The following is an 18,631-nucleotide window of genomic DNA, read 5'->3' on the forward strand; positions in this document are numbered from 1 at the left end:
CGGCTGCCCTGCGCGTGTGGATCGACGCCGATGCCTGCCCGCGTGCCGCCAAGGATCAGGTCATCAGGTTCGCCCTCAAGCGCAAGTTCGAGGTGCTGCTGGTGGCCGGGCAGAGCCAGGTCAAGCCGGCGTTCGCCTGCGTCCGGCTGATCGTGGTGCCGAGCGGGCCGGATGCAGCCGACGACTACCTGGTCGAACACGCCGAGCCCGGCGACCTGGTGATCTGCAGTGACGTGCCGCTGGCCGATCGGCTGGTAAAGAAGGGCATCGCTGCACTCGACCCGCGGGGACGCGAGTTCGATGAGCGCAACATGGGCGAGCGCCTGGCGGTCCGCAACCTGTTCACCGATTTGCGTGACCAGGGCCAGGTGGGCGGTGGCCAGGGTGCCTACGGCGAGCGTGATCGTCAGGCCTTCGCCAATGCGCTGGACCGTCTGCTTACGCGTCTGTCTCGGCCGCACTGAGCTGCCGAGCGGCCAGCCAGTCGCGCAGCGCAGGCAAGGCAAGCGGCCGGCTGTAGTAGTACCCCTGAATGAAGTCGCAGCCGTTCTCGCGCAGGTAGGCGAGCTGGACCTCTTCCTCCACGCCTTCGGCCACCACCTTCAGGCCCAGTTTGTGCGCCATGGCGATGATTGCCGCGGTGATGGCGCGGTCGTTGGCCTGTTCGGCAATTTCCTGGACGAACGCACGGTCGACCTTCAGCGTGTCCACCGGCAGCTTGCTCAGGTAGGCAAGTGAGGAATAGCCGCTGCCGAAGTCATCGATGGACACCTTCACCCCGAGTTCACGCACGGCGTCCAGCGTGCGTACCGCTGCGCCAAGGCTGTTCATCAGCGCATTCTCGGTGACTTCCACGGTCAGCCGCGCCGGGTCCAGGCCGGTGCGCTCGATGATCCGGGCGACCACCTCGGGCATGTGCGGGTTGGACAGGTTGAGTGCCGAGCAGTTGACGGCCACGCGCAGATCATGGCCTTCGGCGAGCAACGTGGCGAGATCGGCGCAGGCGCGGCGTGCCACCCAGGCGTCCAGTTCGGCGACGAAACCGTGCTGTTCGGCCAGCCCGACGAAGCGCTCCGGACTGATGAAACCTTGCTGCGGATGCTGCCAGCGCACCAGTGCTTCGAGGCTTACCGGCTGGCCGCTGCGACCATCGACGATGGGCTGGTAATGCACGCTGAGCAGGTTCTCGTTCAAGGCTCGGCGCAAGTCCTGTTCCAGCGACAGGTCTTCCTGGGCGCGCAGCTCCAGCGCGGGGTTGAAGCGCAGGCTGCGGTTGCGCCCGCTGGCTTTGCACTGGCCGACAGCCAGCCCGGCGTTGCGGAACAGCGTGTCGAAGCTCAGCCCGTCCTCGGGGTACAGGCTGATGCCGATGCTGGCGGTCAGACGCAGCTGGGTTTCGCCCAGCACGAAGGGCGGACGCAACTGCTCGAGGATCCGGTGGGCCAGCGCTTGTGCATGTTCCCAATGGCCGAGGGTCAAGACGCAGAATTCGTCGCCCGAGAAGCGCGCCAGCATGTCGTGCTGGCCGAGTACCGCGCGGATTCGATGCGCCACCTGCTGCAGCGTCAGGTCGCCGCTGCGGTGGCCCAGGCTGTCGTTGATGCGCTTGAAGTTGTCCAGATCGACCACCAGCACGGCCAGGGCCTGACCTTCTGCTCGCGCCGCGAGGATCTGGGACACCGTCTCGGTGAAGGCGCGACCGTTGAACAGGTTGGTCAGCGGGTCGTAGTGGGTCATCGCATTAAGCTGGTGTGCGGCTTGGTCGAGTGCCTGGCGCTGCTCGCTGAAGCGCTGCTCGGCCCAACTGGCGACGATCCCGGTGACGATCACCAGCAGTGTCACCAGGCCGATTGCCGATGCCAGGGCGCCATGACTGCCATGGCTGCCGATGGGGGTGGCGTGCTCGACCATGGCAGCCGGGACTGCGAGGGTCAGCGCATGCATGCCCGTGTAATGCATGGCAACGATCGCCACCCCCATCACCAGGCTGCAGAGCAGGCGTTGCCAGCGCTGATGGCGGCTCTGGCTGGCGCGAAAGTGAAAACCCAGCACCAGGGCGGCGATCGACGCGCCAATGGCGATCAGGACCGATACGCCAAAGGCCAGTGGTGCGTAGTAGAGCGTGGCTACCGAGCGGATCGCGGCCATGCCGGTGTAGTGCATCGCGGCGATGCCGATGCCGGCTGCGGTGCCGGCTACCGCATACTGCGCCACGCTCAGGCGATCGCGCCCGAGCAGGTGCATCACCACATATGACACGGCGACGGCAATCACTAGCGAGAACAGGGTAATGCCTGGGTCGTAGCTGATCTCCAGTGGCGCCCGCAGGGCCAGCATGCCGATGAAATGCATCGACCAGATGCCGCCGCCCAGCGTCAGTGCACCTACCCAGCGCCATAGTTCACGGCTGCGGGGGCTGCTGCTGCGGCTGACTCGTTTGGCGAGTGCCAGCGCGGTGAATGCGGCGGCACTGGCAACCAGATAGGAAAGAATGACCAGCAGCGGGTCGTGGCTGTGACCCAGTGCAACCTGATCGGCGGGAGGTTCGGAAAACAACAGTTGGAACACGCGTTGGCACTCGCTGGTCGAGGCATCCTGCCTCGTTGAAGATAGTGGCATTTCGCCATTTAAGCGGGAGTGTACGAGAGCTCGCTCGGCCCGCCAATCTTCTATCGGCCGATCAGCCGCAAAGGTAAGTGCCGGTGCCGACCGCGATGAGGGTGTCCGATTCGTTGTGCAGTTCCGAGCGCACCACGGCGACCTTGTTGCCCGAACGCAGCAGCATTGCACTGGCGCTGAAGCAGGTGCCGCGGCCGGGACGCAGGTAGTCGATGCGCAGATCGATGGTGCCCAGGCGGGACAGCCGTACCGCCCGCTCCTGGGCGGTCAGGTGGCGATGCTTGTCGAAGGCGCCGAGCATCGCCATCGCGCCACCGGCGACGTCGAGCAACGAGGCGATAACGCCACCGTGCAGGATGCCGTGGACGAAGTTGCCCACCAGCTCCGGCTTCATCGGCAGGTGCATCACCACCCGTGAGGTCGACACCTCGTCCAGTTCGATGCCCAGGGCCTGGTTGAAGGGGATGCGCTCGAACATCTGGCGCACTGCCTGGGCCTGCTCGGCCAGCACTGCATCTTCATCGTTCATCGGTCAGCCTTCCTGTGGAGGTTCCAGCAAGCTGCCCGAGGTTTGTCGAACTGGCCAGAGCCGCGGCACGAGCGCCCGCGGCTTTGGCGAGTTCCGCGCAGAGAATCCCGGGGCTGCCCGGGACTCCACGTCCGCAGGTCAGCCTTCGGTGGTCATCTCTAGCACCTGGTCGACCAGCTTGTAGATACCCGAAGCGGCTTCGCTGATCGACTGTGCCAGCATGTAGGCCGGAGTGGTCACCAGCCGGTGCTGCTTGTCGACGACGATATCGCTGACTTCGCAGGCCTGGTGCTTGGCGCCCATCTGGGCAACTGCCTTGGCTGCATCGGCTTCGTCGCTGCCCAGCGTGCAGAGTACGCCGGGGCCGAAGATCTGTGCTGCCATGGTCGGCGCGATGCACATCATGCCGACTGGCTTGCCGGCCTTGCTGAAGGCCTGGGCCAGGCTGATCACATCCGGCAATGCCTTGCTGTCGGCACCCTCGGTGGCGAATGAAGACAGGTTCTTCGCGGCGCCGAAACCGCCGGGAATGATCAGCGCATCGAAATCTTCGGCGCGAGCTTCGCGCAAATCCTTGATCTCGCCGCGGGCCAGGCGTGCCGATTCGGTCAGCACATTGCGCGACTCCGGCATCTCGTCGCCGGTCAGGTGGTTGATGACGTGCATCTGCGGGATGTTCGGTGCGAAGCACTGCACCTTGGCCCCGCGCTGATCCAGGCGTAGCAGGGTGATCACGCTTTCATAGATTTCCGAGCCGTCGTAGACGCCACAGCCGGAAAGGATCACGGCGACCTTCTTGTTCATAGCGATGCTCCTGGTCAAGTTCAGCGGCCCTGCAACGGGCACGGCGGATGCGTGCGATGCTAATACCCAGAGCGGTTTCAAGTAAGCCCCGCTTCGATTGGTTGGATCGCCGTGACGCGCCGTTGTTCATCGCCGCAGGTCTGCCATGCAGGTTTGCGACGGGCGAGAGAGTTGCTCAAAGCACTGGCAGTTGCCGGCAGGGCTGGCGACAATGGGGCCGGTTTCGGAGGCCCGCATGCTGGCGCTGTCATCATTTCGTCATGCGGCGGGCCTATAAACGTCACATTCGCCCGTACTACGGGCCAGGAGTTCGTTGTGAGTTTCGTTCCTGCCAGCCGGCTGTTCCCCGCCACTCGTCTGCGTCGCAACCGTCGCGACGATTTTTCCCGCCGCCTGGTGCGCGAAAATGTGCTGACCGTCGATGACCTGATCCTGCCGGTGTTCGTGCTGGACGGCGAAAACCGCCGCGAGCCGGTGCCATCGATGCCGGGCGTGGAGCGGCTGTCCATCGACTTGCTGCTGGAAGAGGCCGAGGAACTGGTGGCACTGGGCATTCCGGCGCTGGCGCTGTTCCCGGTGACACCGCTGGAGAAGAAATCCCTCGATGCGGCCGAAGCCTGGAATCCCGACGGCATCGCCCAGCGTGCCACTCGCGCGCTGCGCGCGCGCTTCCCCGAGCTGGGGATCATCACCGATGTCGCGCTCGACCCGTTCACCACGCACGGTCAGGACGGCATCCTCGATGAAAACGGTTACGTGCAGAACGACGTAACGGTCGATGCGCTGGTCAGGCAGGCGCTGTCCCATGCTGAGGCCGGTGCCCAGGTGGTCGCGCCATCGGACATGATGGACGGCCGCATCCAGGCGATCCGCGAGGCGCTGGAAGTCGCCGAACACCACAACGTGCGCATCATGGCCTACTCGGCAAAATACGCCAGCGCCTATTACGGCCCGTTCCGCGACGCGGTGGGCTCGGCGGCCAATCTCGGCAAGAGCAACAAGAACACCTATCAGATGGACCCGGCCAACGCCGACGAGGCGCTGCATGAGGTCGCGGCCGATCTGGCCGAAGGCGCGGACATGGTGATGGTCAAGCCGGGTATGCCGTACCTGGACATCGTCTGGCGCGTCAAGGATGCCTTCAAGGCGCCAACCTTCGTCTACCAGGTCAGTGGCGAGTACGCCATGCACATGGCGGCCATCCAGAACGGCTGGCTGAGCGAGGCCGTGATCCTTGAATCTTTGGTCGGCTTCAAGCGTGCGGGGGCCGATGGCATCCTCACTTACTTCGCCAAACAGGCGGCACAACAATTGAAGCGGGGCCAGTGAGCCCTTTCTGAGGCAAGTCGATGATCAACCAGGGACTCAGCGAAAAGGAACTGCAGGACGCCATCGTCAGCGAGGCGCTGGAGCAGGCGCTGCCGGAGGTGGCGCCGCCTGCGCCGCCGGAACTCGTCGAGGAGGTGCCGGTCGCGCCGGTACTGAATCTGGATGACAGCGCGCTGTATATCCATCGCGAGCTTTCGCAGCTGCAGTTCAACATCCGCGTGCTGGAGCAGGCGTTGGATGAGTCCTACCCGCTGCTGGAGCGGCTGAAGTTCCTGCTGATCTTTTCCAGCAACCTCGACGAGTTCTTCGAGATCCGCGTCGCCGGCCTGAAAAAGCGCGTGACCTTCGCGCGCGAGCAGGCCGGTGCCGATGGCCTGCAGCCGCATCAGGCGCTGGCGCGCATCTCCGAACTGGTGCACGAGCAGGTCGGCCGGCAGTACGCGATCCTCAACGATGTGCTGCTGCCGGCCCTGGCCGAACATCAGATTCGTTTCATCCGCCGCCGGCACTGGACGGCCAAGCTCAAGACCTGGGTGCGCCGCTACTTCCGTGACGAGATCGCGCCGATCGTCACGCCGATCGGGCTGGACCCCACGCACCCGTTCCCGCTGCTGGTGAACAAGAGCCTGAACTTCATCGTCGAGCTGGAAGGCGTCGACGCCTTCGGGCGCGATTCCGGTCTGGCGATCATCCCGGCGCCACGCCTGCTGCCGCGAGTCATTCGCGTACCGGAGTCGGTCGGTGGGCCTGGCGACAACTTCGTCTTCCTCTCCTCGATGATCCATGCCCACGCCGACGACCTGTTCCACGGCATGCGGGTCAAGGGCTGCTACCAGTTCCGCCTTACCCGCAACGCCGACCTCTCGGTGGACACCGAGGACGTCGAGGATCTGGCCCGCGCGCTGCGTGGCGAGCTGATCTCCCGGCGTTACGGTGATGCGGTGCGCCTGGAGGTGGCCGACACCTGCCCGCAGCACCTGGCCGACTTCCTGCTCAAGCAGTTCAGTCTCGGCGAGAGCGAAATGTACCGCGTCAACGGCCCGGTCAACCTGACCCGGCTGTTCAGCATCACCGGCCTGGACAGCCATCCGGAGCTGCAATACAACCCGTTCACGCCGTCGATCCCCAAGCTGCTGCAGAACAGCGACAAGATCTTCAGTGTGATCAACAAGCAAGACATCCTCCTGCTGCACCCCTTCGAATCCTTCACGCCGGTGGTCGATCTGCTGCGCGAGGCGGCCAAGGATCCTTGCGTGCTGGCGATCAAGCAGACGCTGTACCGCTCGGGGGCCAACTCCGAGATCGTCGATGCGCTGGTCGATGCTGCACGCAGCGGCAAGGAGGTCACTGCGGTGATCGAATTGCGCGCCCGCTTCGATGAGGAATCCAACCTGCAGCTCGCCAGCCGCCTGCAGCAGGCTGGTGCGGTGGTGATCTACGGTGTGGTCGGCTACAAGACCCACGCCAAGATGATGCTGATCCTGCGTCGCGAGAACGGCGAGCTATGCCGTTACGCGCATCTGGGCACCGGCAACTACCACGCGGCCAATGCGAGGCTGTACACCGACTACAGCCTGCTGACTTCCGACGACGCACTGTGCGAAGACGTCTCCAAGCTGTTCAGTCAGCTGATCGGCATGGGCAAGACCATGCGCATGAAGAAGCTGCTGCACGCGCCCTTCACCCTGAAGAAGACCTTGCTCGACCTGATCGCCCTGGAAACCCAGCACGCGGCGGAGGGGCGGCCGGCGCATATCATCCTCAAGATCAACGCGCTGACCGATCCGAAGATGATCAAGGCGCTGTACAAGGCCAGCCAGACTGGCGTGCGCGTCGATCTCATCGTGCGTGGCATGTGCTGCCTGCGGCCGGGCATCGCCGGGGTGTCGCACAACATCCACGTGCGCTCGATCATCGGTCGCTTCCTCGAGCACAGTCGGGCGTTCTACTTCCAGAATGATGGCGACGAGAAACTCTATCTTTCCAGTGCCGACTGGATGGAGCGCAACCTCGATCGGCGGGTGGAAACCTGTTTCCCCGTGGAGGGCAGGAAACTGCTGATGCGGGTGAAGAAGGAGCTGGAGGGCTTCCTCAGCGACAACACCCAGAGCTGGATCCTGCAGTCTGACGGCAGTTACCTGCGCAACAGCCCCACCGGCAACCAGAATGCGCGCAATGTGCAGAGCACGTTGCTGGAGCGCCTCACCGGGCCGCAGGTGGGGGCGCGCTGAGTCAAGCAGCCGTCGGCGTTTCGTTTCCGGCTATGGCGGGACGGGCGCACCGTTCCGGCCCATGAGGCGAAGACTGGACACCTGAATCGACAAGGGCCCTAACGGGCCCTTGTTTCATTTCATCCGCAGTTCGTAGCCGATCCGTGCCAGCCAGGCCGCTTCGGCTTCGAAGTCGGCCCGAGTCAGCGGGTTGGCGTCGAGCCAGCCGGCCGGGAAGATCAGCTCTAGGCTGCGTTCGGCGGCCTTCAGCTGCACCTCGGAAACGGCGTTGGCGCCGCGGATGTGATGGAACAGGATGGCGAAGCGCAACAGGATACACAGGCGAACCAGTGCATCGGCGTCGGCACCGATCTCGCCGAATTTTTCCTGCGGAATGTTGCGCCGATGGCCGCGCACCAGCAGTGCCAGCATGAGCTGATCCTGGCGCGAAAAGCCGGGCAGATCGGAGTGCTCGATCAGATAGGCGCCGTGCTTGTGGTAGTGGTAATGGGCGATGTCCAGGCCCACCTCGTGCACCCGCGCGGCCCAGGCGAGCAGCTCGCGGTGCCAGTCCTGATCGAGATTCCAGGCTTCGGCGACCTGGTCGAACGCCTCCAGCGCCTTTGCTTCGACGCGTGCAGCCTGTTCCATGTCGACGTGGTAGCGCTCCATCAGGAAGCTCAGCGAGCGGTCACGGATATCCTCGTCGTGATGGCGGCCCAGCAGGTCGTACAGCACACCTTCGCGCAACGCGCCTTCGGAGTGGGCCATGCTGCCGATCTCGAGCGCGTCGAAGATCGCCTCGAGAATCGCCAGGCCCGCAGGAAACACCCCGCGGCGATCCGGCTTGACGCCATCGATGTCGATCTTCTCCACGTCGCCGAGCTTGAACAGCTTGCGCTTGAGCCAGCCGAGGCCTTCGGCTGTGACCTCGCCATTGCTGAATCCGCCACTCTTGATGGCCAGTCCCACGGCACGGATGGTGCCGGAAGCACCGATGGATTCCTGCCAGCCGAGTCGGCGCAGGCCATGCTCGATACCCATCAGCTCGACCCGCGCCGCGGTGTAGGCCTGGGCGTAGCGCGCCGGGCTGATCTTGCCGTCGCGGAAGAACCGCTGGGTGTAGCTCACGCAACCCATCTGCAGGCTTTCGCGCAGTTGTGACTCGAAGCCTTCGCCAATGATGAATTCGGTGCTGCCGCCGCCGATGTCGGCGACCAGGCGGCGGCCTTGGCTGGCCGGGATGGTGTGCGACACACCCAGATAGATCAGGCGCGCCTCTTCCCGGCCCGAGATGACTTCGACCTGGTGATTGACGATTTCTTCGGCGCGGCGGATGAAGGTGGCGCGATTGCGCGCTTCGCGCAGGGCATTGGTACCGACGATGCGCACCGCACCCTGGGGCAGGTGATTGACCAGCTGGGCGAAGCGTCGCAGACAGTCGAGTCCGCGCTGCATCGCCGCCTCGTCGAGCAGCCGGTTCTCGTCGATGCCGGCGGCCAGCTGAACCTTTTCGCCGAGCCGTTCGAGGATCCGCACCTCGCCATTGCTGGTGCGAGCAAGCACCATGTGAAAGCTGTTCGAGCCCAGATCCAGGGCGGCGATCATGGGAAAAGTCTCAGTGGTGTTCTGGCGCATTGGGCAGTCTCGATGCAAAACCCCGACATCCTGACATGATCGTCCCCATCCGCCAACGCAGACGTCGCCGCACCATGCCGCCAAGAGCGGGCGCTCGTCGTCCCCTGGCGGGTCTGCGGCTTTCGGTCTGTTCCCAGTAGGGCTATGATGGCGGCCTTTCCGTTCCGACCCTGGAGAAATTCCATGAGCGAATACATCAATAATGTCAGTGACAGCAGTTTCGAGCAGGACGTCCTCCAGGCCGACGGTCCCGTGTTGGTCGACTACTGGGCTGAGTGGTGTGGCCCCTGCAAAATGATCGCGCCGGTACTCGACGAGATTGCCAAGGACTACGAAGGCCGTCTGAAGGTTTGCAAGCTCAACATCGACGAGAACCAGGAAACGCCGCCGAAGTATGGCGTGCGCGGTATCCCGACGCTGATGCTGTTCAAGAACGGCAACGTCGAGGCCACCAAGGTCGGTGCGCTGTCCAAGTCGCAACTGGCTGCCTTCCTCGACAGCAACATCTGAGAACGACGACGTTCGTTTGCAAAACCCTCGCAGATGCGAGGGTTTTTTTATCGGCAGGGTGGACGCTTCGCCTGCACGGTGCTACATTCGGCCTCGCGACGCTTTCTTCCGTCGCCCTCTGCATGCCGTCGCCGACGCACTTCAGCCTCATAAAGCACAACGAATCCGTTCGTCTCCTGCTGCGCGGCTTCTCAAGCTAATCGCTTTCTACATCCTTCCTGATCTCTTTCTATGAATCTGACTGAACTCAAGCAAAAGCCCATCACCGAACTGCTGGAAATGGCCGAACAGATGGGCATCGACAACATGGCCCGTTCGCGCAAGCAGGACGTGATTTTCTCCCTGCTCAAGAAGCACGCGAAAAGCGGCGAGGAAATCTCCGGTGATGGCGTGCTGGAGATTCTCCAGGACGGCTTCGGCTTCTTGCGCTCCGCGGACTCTTCCTATCTGGCCGGCCCGGACGATATCTACGTCTCGCCCAGCCAGATCCGCCGCTTCAACCTGCGCACCGGTGACACCATCATCGGCAAGATCCGTCCGCCGAAGGAAGGTGAGCGCTACTTCGCCCTGCTCAAGGTCGACTCGATCAATTACGATCGACCGGAGAACGCGAAGAACAAGATTCTCTTCGAGAACCTGACGCCGCTGTTCGCCAATCAGCGCCTGAAGATGGAAGCCGGCAACGGTTCCACCGAAGACCTGACCGGCCGCGTGATCGACCTCTGCGCACCAATCGGCAAAGGCCAGCGCGGCCTGATCGTCGCTCCGCCGAAAGCGGGCAAGACCATCATGCTGCAGAACATCGCCAGCAACATCACCCGCAACAACCCCGAGTGTCATCTGATCGTCCTGCTGATCGACGAGCGCCCGGAAGAAGTGACCGAGATGCAGCGCACCGTGCGCGGCGAAGTGGTCGCCTCCACCTTCGACGAGCCGCCGACCCGCCACGTGCAGGTCGCCGAAATGGTGATCGAGAAGGCCAAGCGCCTGGTCGAGCACAAGAAGGACGTGGTCATCCTGCTGGACTCCATCACCCGTCTGGCACGGGCCTACAACACCGTGATCCCGAGCTCCGGCAAGGTACTCACCGGTGGTGTCGACGCCCATGCCCTGGAGAAGCCCAAGCGCTTCTTCGGCGCCGCGCGCAACATCGAGGAGGGTGGCTCGCTGACCATTCTCGCCACCGCGTTGGTGGAAACCGGCTCGAAGATGGACGAGGTGATCTACGAGGAATTCAAGGGCACCGGCAACCTGGAGCTGCAACTGGATCGCCGCATCGCCGAGAAGCGCGTGTTCCCGGCCATCAACATCAACCGCTCCGGCACCCGCCGCGAAGAGTTGCTGACCGCCGAGGACGAGCTGCAGCGCATCTGGATTCTGCGCAAGCTGCTGCATCCGATGGACGAGATCGCCGCCATCGAGTTCCTCCTCGACAAGCTCAAGGACACCAAGACCAACGACGAATTCTTCATGTCCATGAAGCGCAAGTAAGCAACTCGTCGTTGCCAGCAAGGCCGGGGAAACCCGGCCTTCGTCTGTCTGCAGGTTTGGAAAACACGGCGCTGGGGCTAAACTTTGCGCCCCGACCTGCCGGCCCATGCGAGGCTCAAGCATGCAGTATCGCGATCTGCGCGACTTTATCAGCGGCCTGGAAAAACGCGGTGAGCTCAAGCGCGTCACGGCTGCTGTTTCTCCCGTACTGGAAATGACCGAGATCTGCGACCGCACCCTGCGCAAGCAGGGCCCGGCGCTGCTTTTCGAGAACCCGGCCGGCTTCGACATGCCGGTACTCGGCAATCTGTTCGGCACGCCGCAACGGGTCGCCCTCGGCATGGGCGCCGAGGACGTCAGCGAGCTGCGCGAGATCGGCAAGCTGCTGGCCTTCCTCAAGGAGCCGGAGCCGCCCAAGGGGTTGAAGGACGCCTGGAGCAAGCTGCCGATCTACAAGAAGGTCATCAGCATGGCGCCCAAGGTGCTCAGGGATGCGCCCTGCCAAGAAGTGATCCTCGAGGGTGACGACGTCGATCTGGCGAAGATCCCGGTGCAGCATTGCTGGCCGGGTGACGCGGCGCCGCTGATCACCTGGGGGCTTACCATTACCCGGGGACCGAACAAGGAGCGGCAGAACCTCGGTATCTACCGTCAGCAGGTGATCGGTCGCAACAAGGTCATCATGCGCTGGCTCAGTCATCGCGGCGGTGCGCTGGATTTCCGCGAGTGGTGCGAGAAATATCCGGATCGTCCGTACCCGGTCGCCGTGGCGCTGGGCGCCGATCCGGCGACGATTCTCGGTGCCGTCACGCCTGTGCCCGATACGCTGTCCGAATACGCCTTCGCCGGCCTGCTGCGCGGATCGCGCACCGAACTGGTCAAGGCGATCGGCTCCGACCTGCAGGTGCCGGCGTACGCCGAGATCGTCCTCGAAGGGCATATTTATCCCGGCGAGATGGCCGACGAAGGGCCCTATGGCGACCATACCGGCTATTACAACGAGGTGGACCGTTTTCCGGTGTTCACCGTAGAGCGCATCACCCAGCGCAGGAATCCGATCTACCACAGTACCTACACCGGCCGGCCGCCGGACGAGCCGGCGATTCTCGGCGTGGCACTGAACGAGGTGTTCGTACCGATCCTGCAGAAGCAGTTCCCGGAAATCGTCGACTTCTACCTGCCTCCGGAAGGCTGTTCCTACCGCATGGCGGTGGTGACCATGAAGAAGCAGTACCCCGGCCATGCCAAGCGGGTGATGCTCGGCGTGTGGAGCTTCCTGCGCCAGTTCATGTACACCAAGTTCGTCATCGTCACCGACGACGACATCAATGCGCGTGACTGGAACGATGTGATCTGGGCCATTACCACGCGCATGGACCCCAAGCGCGATACGGTGATGATCGACAACACGCCGATCGATTACCTCGACTTCGCTTCGCCGATCTCCGGGCTGGGTTCGAAGATGGGCCTGGATGCCACCCACAAGTGGCCGGGCGAAACCAGTCGAGAGTGGGGGCGCGCCATCGTTCAGGACCCTGCGGTGAAGCAGCGGGTCGATGAGCTCTGGTCACAGCTGGGTATCGACTGACATAACCGAAGAGGCAGGCCCGAGCCCGCCCGAAGCCTTGGCGGGTCTTCCCGTTCACTGATAGCGACGTGCACATGAAAGTAACCTTGCAGCCTTCCGGTGCCGTACTCGATGTATGGCCCGGCGAAAAACTCCTCGATGCGGCCAGACGGTTGGGCTACGAATGCCCGCAGAGCTGTCGCAACGGCAATTGCCATATCTGTGCCTCGCTGCTGGTCGAGGGGCGTGTCCGTCAGGACGGCGAGGTGCGTGATCACGGCGAGTTGCTGGCCTGTCTGGCCGAGCCGCTGGAAGATTGCGTAGTGCTCTGGGATGGCGTGCTGGCGCCCGGCGAACTGCCGGTGCGCGAGCTGAGCTGCCAGCTGAGCAGCTATGAGGACGTCGGGGGCGATGTGGTACGCCTGCGCCTGCGCCTGCCTGCCGGTAGGCAGCCGCGTTACCACGCCGGTCAGTACCTGCTGCTGCAGCGTGGGGATGGCGAGTGGTCGGCCTTTTCCCTCGCCTCGGCACCCGGCAGCGGACGAGAGCTTGAGTTGCACGTGCTGGCCCGCGAGGAGTCCGCCATCGAGCTGCTGGCCTTCCTGCGGCGCCAGGGCTTTGCGCGAATCCAGATGCCGTTCGGCGATACGCATCTCGCCGAGCTGCCGGATGGCCCGCTGGTGCTGGTGGCTGCCGGCACCGGCATGGCGCAGATGCACAGTCTGATCGAGTACTGCCGTGCCGCGGGTTTCCCGCATCCGGTTCACCTGTACTGGGGCGTGCGCCGGCCGGAAGACTTCTACCAGCTGCCACACTGGGACGAGTGGCAGGGCATGAGTAATCTGCATCTGCACCGTGTGGTCAGCGACCTCTGTGGCTGGGAGGGGCGTTGTGGCATGCTGCACGAGGCAATCCGCGAGGATTTCAGCGATCTCAAGCCGCTGCATATCTACGCCAGCGGCTCGCCGTCGATGGTCTATGGCACGCTGGATGCGCTGGTGGAGGCGGGCATGGACGCGCATCAGATGCGTGCCGACGTGTTCGCCTACGCGCCGCGCGAAAGCTGACTCGCCGTACTGCGGCAAAATAAAAAACGCCGGGCTGTCGACCCGGCGTTTTTCGTTCAGTGTGCCTGGCGCTGTTGCAGCAACAGGTTCTTGTAACCACCAGCGGACAGGGTCTTTTGCGCTGCGTTCAGTTGTTCGCGGCTGCTGAACGGCCCGACCAGCACGCGATACCAGGGCTCGTCACGGACCTTGACGCCTTCCACGCGCACGTCCTGACCCAGCAGGATGATCTGCGCACGTACCCGATCGGCCTCCGCCTGCTGGCGGAACGAGCCTGCCTGCAGGAAGAACTGGGTGACCGGCGCCTTGGCCACGCTGGGCGGTGGTGGCGGCTCCTGGCCGTTGAGCGCTGCCTGTGCGCGCGCTTCATCGAGCTTTGCCGCTTCCTCCGGGGTTACCGGCGCGGGTGGCTCCGGCTGCTGGACCTCCGGCGGCAAAATCACTTCGGATTCGGGCAGCAGCGTATAGAAGTCGTATTTGGGCTTTGGCGGTTGTTCGACGCTCTGGGTCCGTGTGGGCTGTTCCTTTGCGGCCGTCTTCGGGGTGTCCTTGCTGCGTTTGATCTCGTCGCCACCCGGCTCGAGGCTCATCAGGAACATGATGAAGCCGCCGATCACCAGGCCGCATACCAGCCAGATCCAGCCCGGCACGGCCTGCCTGGCCGGTGCCTGGTAGCGGCTGGCGCCCCGCTTGGGCGCGGCTTTCTTCCTGGCGGCCACCTTACATGCGCTCCAGTGTTTCCAGGCCGAGCAATTCCAGGCCCTGCTTGAGTGTCCTGCCGGTCAGGGCGGCCAGGCGCAGGCGGCTCTGCTTCTGCTCCTCCTGTTCGGCGGCGAGGATCGGGCAATGCTCGTAGAAGCTGGAGAACAGCCCGGCCAGGTCGTACAGGTAGGTGCACAACAGGTGTGGCTCGCCTTTCTCGCCGACGTTGTTCAGCACTTCGCCGAACTGGGCAAGCCTGGCTGCCAGAGCCAGTTCCTGCTCGGCCTCGAGCTGGATGTGTCCGCCGATCTCGTCGATGCCTTTGCCGAGCTTGCGGAACACGCTGGCCACGCGGGTGTAGGCATACAGCAGGTACGGCGCGGTATTGCCTTCGAAGCTCAGCATCAGCTCGAAGTTGAAGCGGTAGTCGCTGGTGCGGTGCTTGGACAGGTCGGCATATTTGACGGCGCTGATGCCCACGGCCCGTGCAATCTGGCGCAGTTCGGCCTCATCGAGTTCCGGGTTCTTGCCCTTGACCAGGGCATAGGCGCGCTGTTCGGCTTCGTCGAGCAGATCGATCAGCTTCACGGTGCCACCATCGCGGGTCTTGAACGGACGACCGTCGGCGCCGTTCATGGTGCCGAAGCCCATGTGCTCGAGTTGCATGCCCTCGTGGACGAAGCCGGCGCGGCGCGCCACTTCGAAAGCCATCTGGAAGTGCAGGGCCTGACGCTGATCGACGAAATACAGCGCGCGATCGGCATGCAGGACCTGGCTGCGGTAGCGCATGGCCGCCAGATCGGTGGTTGCGTAGAGATAGCCGCCGCCGGCCTTCTGCACGATCACCGGGAGCGGATTGCCTTCGGCATTCTTGAATTCGTCGAGGAAGACGCACTGGGCGCCGTTGTCCTCGGTCAGCAATCCCTGGCTGCGCAGGGCGTCGACGATCCCCGGGAGTTCAGCGTTATAGGCACTTTCGCCCTTGACGTCAGCGGGAGTCAGCCTGACGTTGAGGCGGTCGTAGAGCTTCTGGCAGTGCGACAGCGAGATGTCGTTGAAGCGATTCCAGAGGTTCAGGCACTGGCTGTCGCCGGCCTGTAGCTTGACGACCAGCTCGCGGGCGCGGTCGGCGAACTCGGCGGACTCGTCGAAGCGCTGCTTCGCGGCACGATAGAACTGTTCGAGGTCGGAAAGCTCGCTTTCCGCAGCGGCCGGCTTTTCCTCGAGGTAGGCCAGCAGCATGCCGAACTGGGTGCCCCAGTCGCCGACGTGGTTCTGCCGGATCACCTCGTCGCCGAGGTACTCGAGCACACGACCGACGGCGTCACCGATGATGGTCGAGCGCAGGTGGCCGACATGCATCTCTTTCGCCAGGTTCGGCGATGACAGGTCGATCACCACGCGCTGGGCGGCCGTAGCCTTGCGCACAGCCAGCTGTGGATCGGCCAAAGCCGTTTCGAGGCGCTCGGCCAGTGCGTCGCTGTTCTGGAAGAAATTCAGGAAGCCTGGCCCGGCGATTTCCACCTTGCTGATCTGCGCGTCCTGCGGCAGCGCGGCGATCAGCTTCTCGGCCAGGTCGCGCGGCTTCAGTCCGGCCGGTTTGGCCAGCATCATGGCGATGTTGCTGGCGAAATCCCCGTGGCTCTTGTCCCTGGTGTTTTCCACCTGGATCGCAGGGGTCAGCCCTTCAGGCAGGACGCCTTCGGCGGTCAGGCGGACAAGGGCTTGCTGGATCAGGTGGCGAATGCTGTCTTTCATGGTCGGCTCAGTCCGCAAGTGTGCGCGAAAACCCGGCATTATCGCGGTGCGATGGGTATCGCTTCAAGGTGCGTGCGCGCCGGGCGGCAAAAGTCCGGGTTTCGAGCGGGCGATCAGAACAGGTCGATCGGATCGACATCCAGGCTCCAGCGCACGGCGCGACCTCCGGGCAGTTGTTCGAGCAGCGGGACCCAGGCGCCCATCAGTCGGTGCAACACAGCCCGGGCATTGCCCTGCAGCAGCAGTTGGGCCCGATAACGGCCGGCACGCCGTTCCATCGGCGCGGGAACCGGACCGAGCAGCTCGACGCCGTTGAGTTGCAGTTGCTCGAGCAGCTGCTCGGCATGGCTGCAGGCGCTGTCGAGAAAGGCCTCGGCCTGGCCGGGTTTCTGCGCTTCGGCGCGCAAGAGCGCCAGATGCCTGAAGGGCGGCAGGCCGGCTGCGCGGCGTTCGGATAGCGCCTGTTCGGCGAAGGCGAAGTAACCCTGTTCGGTCAGCTGTACCAGCAGTGGGTGGTCGGCCAGGTGGGTCTGGATGATCACCTTGCCGGGTTCCTCCGCGCGGCCTGCCCGGCCGGCGACCTGGACGATGAGCTGGGCCATGCGCTCGCTGGCACGGAAGTCGGCGGAAAACAGCCCGCCGTCCGCATCGAGAATCGCCACCAGCGTGACGCGTGGAAAATGGTGGCCCTTGGCAAGCATTTGCGTGCCCACCAGCACGCAGGGCTCGCCGCGGTTGATGGTGCCGATCATCTGCTCCATCGCACCCTTGCGCGCGGTGCTGTCGCGATCGATGCGCAGCACCGGATAGTCGGGAAAGAGAATGCCGAGGCGTTCCTCGGCGCGCTCGGTTCCGGCGCCGACCGGCCGCAGGTCCACCTTGGCGCAGTCCGGGCAGTTGCGTGGTGGTCGTTCGACGTGCCCGCAGTGGTGGCAGCGCAGTTCGTTGTGGCGTTGGTGCAGGGTCATGCGCGCATCACAGCGCGGACACTGGCTGAGCCAGCCGCAGTCGTGACAGAGCAGGGTGGGTGCGAAGCCGCGACGGTTGAGGTAGACCAGGACCTGCTGGCCGGCCGCGAGGGTCTGCCCGATGGCCTGCTGCAGCGGGCCTGAAATACCGGCGTCCAGCGGACGGCTTTTCACGTCCAGGCGCAGGAAACGCGGCGGCTGGGCATTGCCGGCGCGCTGCGTCAGCTTGAGCAGCGCATAGCGGCCGCTGTGGGCGTTGTGCAGGCTTTCCAGCGAAGGCGTGGCGGAGCCGAGCACGATCGGCAGGTTTTCCTGCCTGGCGCGCAGCAGGGCCAGATCGCGAGCGTGGTAGCGCAGCCCTTCCTGCTGTTTATAGGAGGCGTCGTGTTCCTCGTCGATGATGATCAGGCCAGGATTCTTCATCGGCGTGAACAGCGCCGAGCGAGTGCCGATGATGATGTCCGCCTCACCGTCGCGGGCGGCGAGCCAGGCATCGAGTCGATCCCGATCATTGACGTTGGAGTGCAGCAACGCGATTCGCGCGTTGAAGCGCTGCGCGAAGCGAGCGAGGGTCTGGGGCCCGAGGTTGATCTCCGGGATCAGCACCAGGGCCTGCCTGCCGGCTTCGAGCACCCGGTGGATCAGCTGCAGATAGACTTCGGTCTTGCCGCTGCCGGTAACGCCAGCAAGCAGGAATGCCTGGAAGCCGCCGAGGCCCGCGCAAATGGCTTCGAAGGCGGCTCGCTGTTGCGTGTTCAAGGTGAGCTCCGCTTGCAGCAGCCAGCTGCCGCTGTGCTGGCGGGGTAGGCTGCTGCGCCGCGTTTCGATGCGTACCAGCCCCTTTTTCAGCAGTGGCTCGAGGCTGTCCCTGCTCAGTTGCAGCTTGCCTATCAGTGCGTGCGGCAGTCCGTGTGCGTGCTGCGCGATGGCCTTGAGCGCTTCGCGCTGCCGGGGTGCGCGCGCCAGTCGCGGATCGTCCGGGTGCGCACCTTCGGTCAACCTCCAATAGCGTTCCTGCCGGGCTTCGGCCGGTTCGCCCTGGCGCAGCAGCACCGGCAACGCCCAGCTCAGGGTGTCACCGAGGCTGTGCTGATAGTACTGCGCGGTCCACAGGCAGAGTTTGAACAATGGCGCCGGCAGCGGCGGCCTGGCGTCCAGCAGTTCGAGTGCCGGTTTGAGTTTCTCGAGCGGCACTTCGCTCTGGTCGGTCATCTCCACCAGAATGCCGACTATTTCACGCCGCCCGAACGGAACACGCAGGCGCATACCCGGCTGCAATGCACTCAGGGGGATGCCGGCCGGCGGCAGGTAGTCGAACAGGCGACGCAGGGGCGAGGGCAGCGCCAGGCGGAGGATGCTGGAAGACACGCGATGATCCTTGGCAGTAAGCGCCGATGGTAAACGATCATACCGTTCGGCGCCGGTTGTAAGCGCAGGAG

At 64.2% G+C, this 18,631-nt stretch carries 14 protein-coding genes; 7 read left to right on the forward strand and 7 right to left on the reverse strand.

Annotated features, from left to right (window positions below; all coding sequences use genetic code 11):
- Positions 1–8: 8 nt before the first annotated feature.
- Positions 9–464: a YaiI/YqxD family protein gene (locus B597_RS35900; RefSeq protein WP_024162088.1), complete on the forward strand. Its 456-nt coding sequence runs from the start codon at positions 9–11 to the stop codon at positions 462–464.
- Here B597_RS35900 and B597_RS35905 read toward each other — a convergent pair.
- The 3 genes from B597_RS35905 to elbB form a co-directional block, all read right to left on the reverse strand.
- On the reverse strand, positions 439–2,568 hold the full coding sequence (locus B597_RS35905) for a putative bifunctional diguanylate cyclase/phosphodiesterase (protein WP_003295555.1): 2,130 nt from the start codon (positions 2,566–2,568) through the stop codon (positions 439–441). The two genes, B597_RS35900 and B597_RS35905, sit on opposite strands and share 26 nt — an antisense overlap.
- 112 nt (positions 2,569–2,680) lie before the next feature.
- A complete protein-coding gene (locus tag B597_RS35910) occupies positions 2,681–3,148 on the reverse strand; it encodes a thioesterase family protein (RefSeq protein ID WP_003295556.1) in 468 nt (155 codons plus the stop codon).
- 138 nt (positions 3,149–3,286) lie between these two features.
- On the reverse strand, positions 3,287–3,952 hold the full coding sequence (elbB, locus tag B597_RS35915) for an isoprenoid biosynthesis glyoxalase ElbB (protein ID WP_003295558.1): 666 nt from the start codon (positions 3,950–3,952) through the stop codon (positions 3,287–3,289).
- Positions 3,953–4,267: 315 nt separating this feature from the next.
- Here elbB and hemB point away from each other — a divergent pair, with 315 nt between their 5' ends.
- Entirely contained in the window at positions 4,268–5,281 is a 1,014-nt protein-coding gene (hemB, locus tag B597_RS35920; RefSeq protein ID WP_003295559.1) for a porphobilinogen synthase, read from the forward strand.
- Positions 5,282–5,301: 20 nt separating this feature from the next.
- Positions 5,302–7,512: a polyphosphate kinase 1 gene (gene ppk1 / locus B597_RS35925; protein WP_003295560.1), complete on the forward strand. Its 2,211-nt coding sequence runs from the start codon at positions 5,302–5,304 to the stop codon at positions 7,510–7,512.
- A 114-nt stretch (positions 7,513–7,626) separates the two neighbouring features.
- Here the strand turns inward: ppk1 and ppx are convergent, their stop codons facing one another.
- Positions 7,627–9,129, reverse strand: coding sequence for an exopolyphosphatase (ppx, locus tag B597_RS35930; RefSeq protein ID WP_003295562.1), 1,503 nt, complete (start codon positions 9,127–9,129; stop codon positions 7,627–7,629).
- A gap of 183 nt (positions 9,130–9,312) precedes the next feature.
- Here ppx and trxA point away from each other — a divergent pair, with 183 nt between their 5' ends.
- The 4 genes from trxA to B597_RS35950 all read left to right on the forward strand — a co-directional run bounded on the left by trxA (position 9,313) and on the right by B597_RS35950 (position 13,764).
- Positions 9,313–9,639, forward strand: a complete 327-nt coding sequence (gene trxA, locus B597_RS35935; RefSeq protein ID WP_003283463.1) for a thioredoxin TrxA — start codon at positions 9,313–9,315, stop codon at positions 9,637–9,639.
- A 231-nt stretch (positions 9,640–9,870) separates the two neighbouring features.
- Positions 9,871–11,130: a transcription termination factor Rho gene (gene rho / locus B597_RS35940; protein WP_003295563.1), complete on the forward strand. Its 1,260-nt coding sequence runs from the start codon at positions 9,871–9,873 to the stop codon at positions 11,128–11,130.
- A gap of 121 nt (positions 11,131–11,251) precedes the next feature.
- Complete coding sequence (gene ubiD, locus B597_RS35945; protein WP_003295564.1) at positions 11,252–12,718, forward strand: 4-hydroxy-3-polyprenylbenzoate decarboxylase; 1,467 nt, start codon at positions 11,252–11,254, stop codon at positions 12,716–12,718.
- Between the two features lie 74 nt (positions 12,719–12,792).
- Entirely contained in the window at positions 12,793–13,764 is a 972-nt protein-coding gene (locus B597_RS35950) for a CDP-6-deoxy-delta-3,4-glucoseen reductase (protein WP_003295565.1), read from the forward strand.
- 56 nt (positions 13,765–13,820) lie between these two features.
- On the opposite strand, the gene B597_RS35955 is transcribed toward B597_RS35950, so the two are convergent.
- The 3 genes from B597_RS35955 to B597_RS35965 form a co-directional block, all read right to left on the reverse strand.
- Positions 13,821–14,483: an SPOR domain-containing protein gene (locus B597_RS35955; protein ID WP_003295566.1), complete on the reverse strand. Its 663-nt coding sequence runs from the start codon at positions 14,481–14,483 to the stop codon at positions 13,821–13,823.
- A gap of 1 nt (position 14,484) precedes the next feature.
- On the reverse strand, positions 14,485–16,224 hold the full coding sequence (argS, locus tag B597_RS35960) for an arginine--tRNA ligase (RefSeq protein WP_003295567.1): 1,740 nt from the start codon (positions 16,222–16,224) through the stop codon (positions 14,485–14,487).
- Positions 16,225–16,337: 113 nt separating this feature from the next.
- Entirely contained in the window at positions 16,338–18,560 is a 2,223-nt protein-coding gene (locus tag B597_RS35965) for a primosomal protein N' (RefSeq protein ID WP_003295569.1), read from the reverse strand.
- Between the last annotated feature and the right edge of the window lie 71 nt (positions 18,561–18,631).

The sequence above is a fragment of the Stutzerimonas stutzeri KOS6 genome, from assembly GCF_000307775.2.
In the GTDB taxonomy this organism is placed as follows: domain Bacteria; phylum Pseudomonadota; class Gammaproteobacteria; order Pseudomonadales; family Pseudomonadaceae; genus Stutzerimonas; species Stutzerimonas stutzeri_B.

Excerpts from the sequence above, each read along its gene's own strand:
- B597_RS35910 (WP_003295556.1), bottom strand. The coding sequence starts at position 3,148 with ATGAACGATGAAGATGCAGTGCTGGCCGAGCAGGCCCAGGCAGTGCGC.
- elbB (WP_003295558.1), bottom strand. The coding sequence starts at position 3,952 with ATGAACAAGAAGGTCGCCGTGATCCTTTCCGGCTGTGGCGTCTACGAC.
- ppk1 (WP_003295560.1), top strand. The coding sequence starts at position 5,302 with ATGATCAACCAGGGACTCAGCGAAAAGGAACTGCAGGACGCCATCGTC.
- ppx (WP_003295562.1), bottom strand. The coding sequence starts at position 9,129 with ATGCGCCAGAACACCACTGAGACTTTTCCCATGATCGCCGCCCTGGAT.
- trxA (WP_003283463.1), top strand. The coding sequence starts at position 9,313 with ATGAGCGAATACATCAATAATGTCAGTGACAGCAGTTTCGAGCAGGAC.
- rho (WP_003295563.1), top strand. The coding sequence starts at position 9,871 with ATGAATCTGACTGAACTCAAGCAAAAGCCCATCACCGAACTGCTGGAA.
- ubiD (WP_003295564.1), top strand. The coding sequence starts at position 11,252 with ATGCAGTATCGCGATCTGCGCGACTTTATCAGCGGCCTGGAAAAACGC.
- B597_RS35950 (WP_003295565.1), top strand. The coding sequence starts at position 12,793 with ATGAAAGTAACCTTGCAGCCTTCCGGTGCCGTACTCGATGTATGGCCC.
- argS (WP_003295567.1), bottom strand. The coding sequence starts at position 16,224 with ATGAAAGACAGCATTCGCCACCTGATCCAGCAAGCCCTTGTCCGCCTG.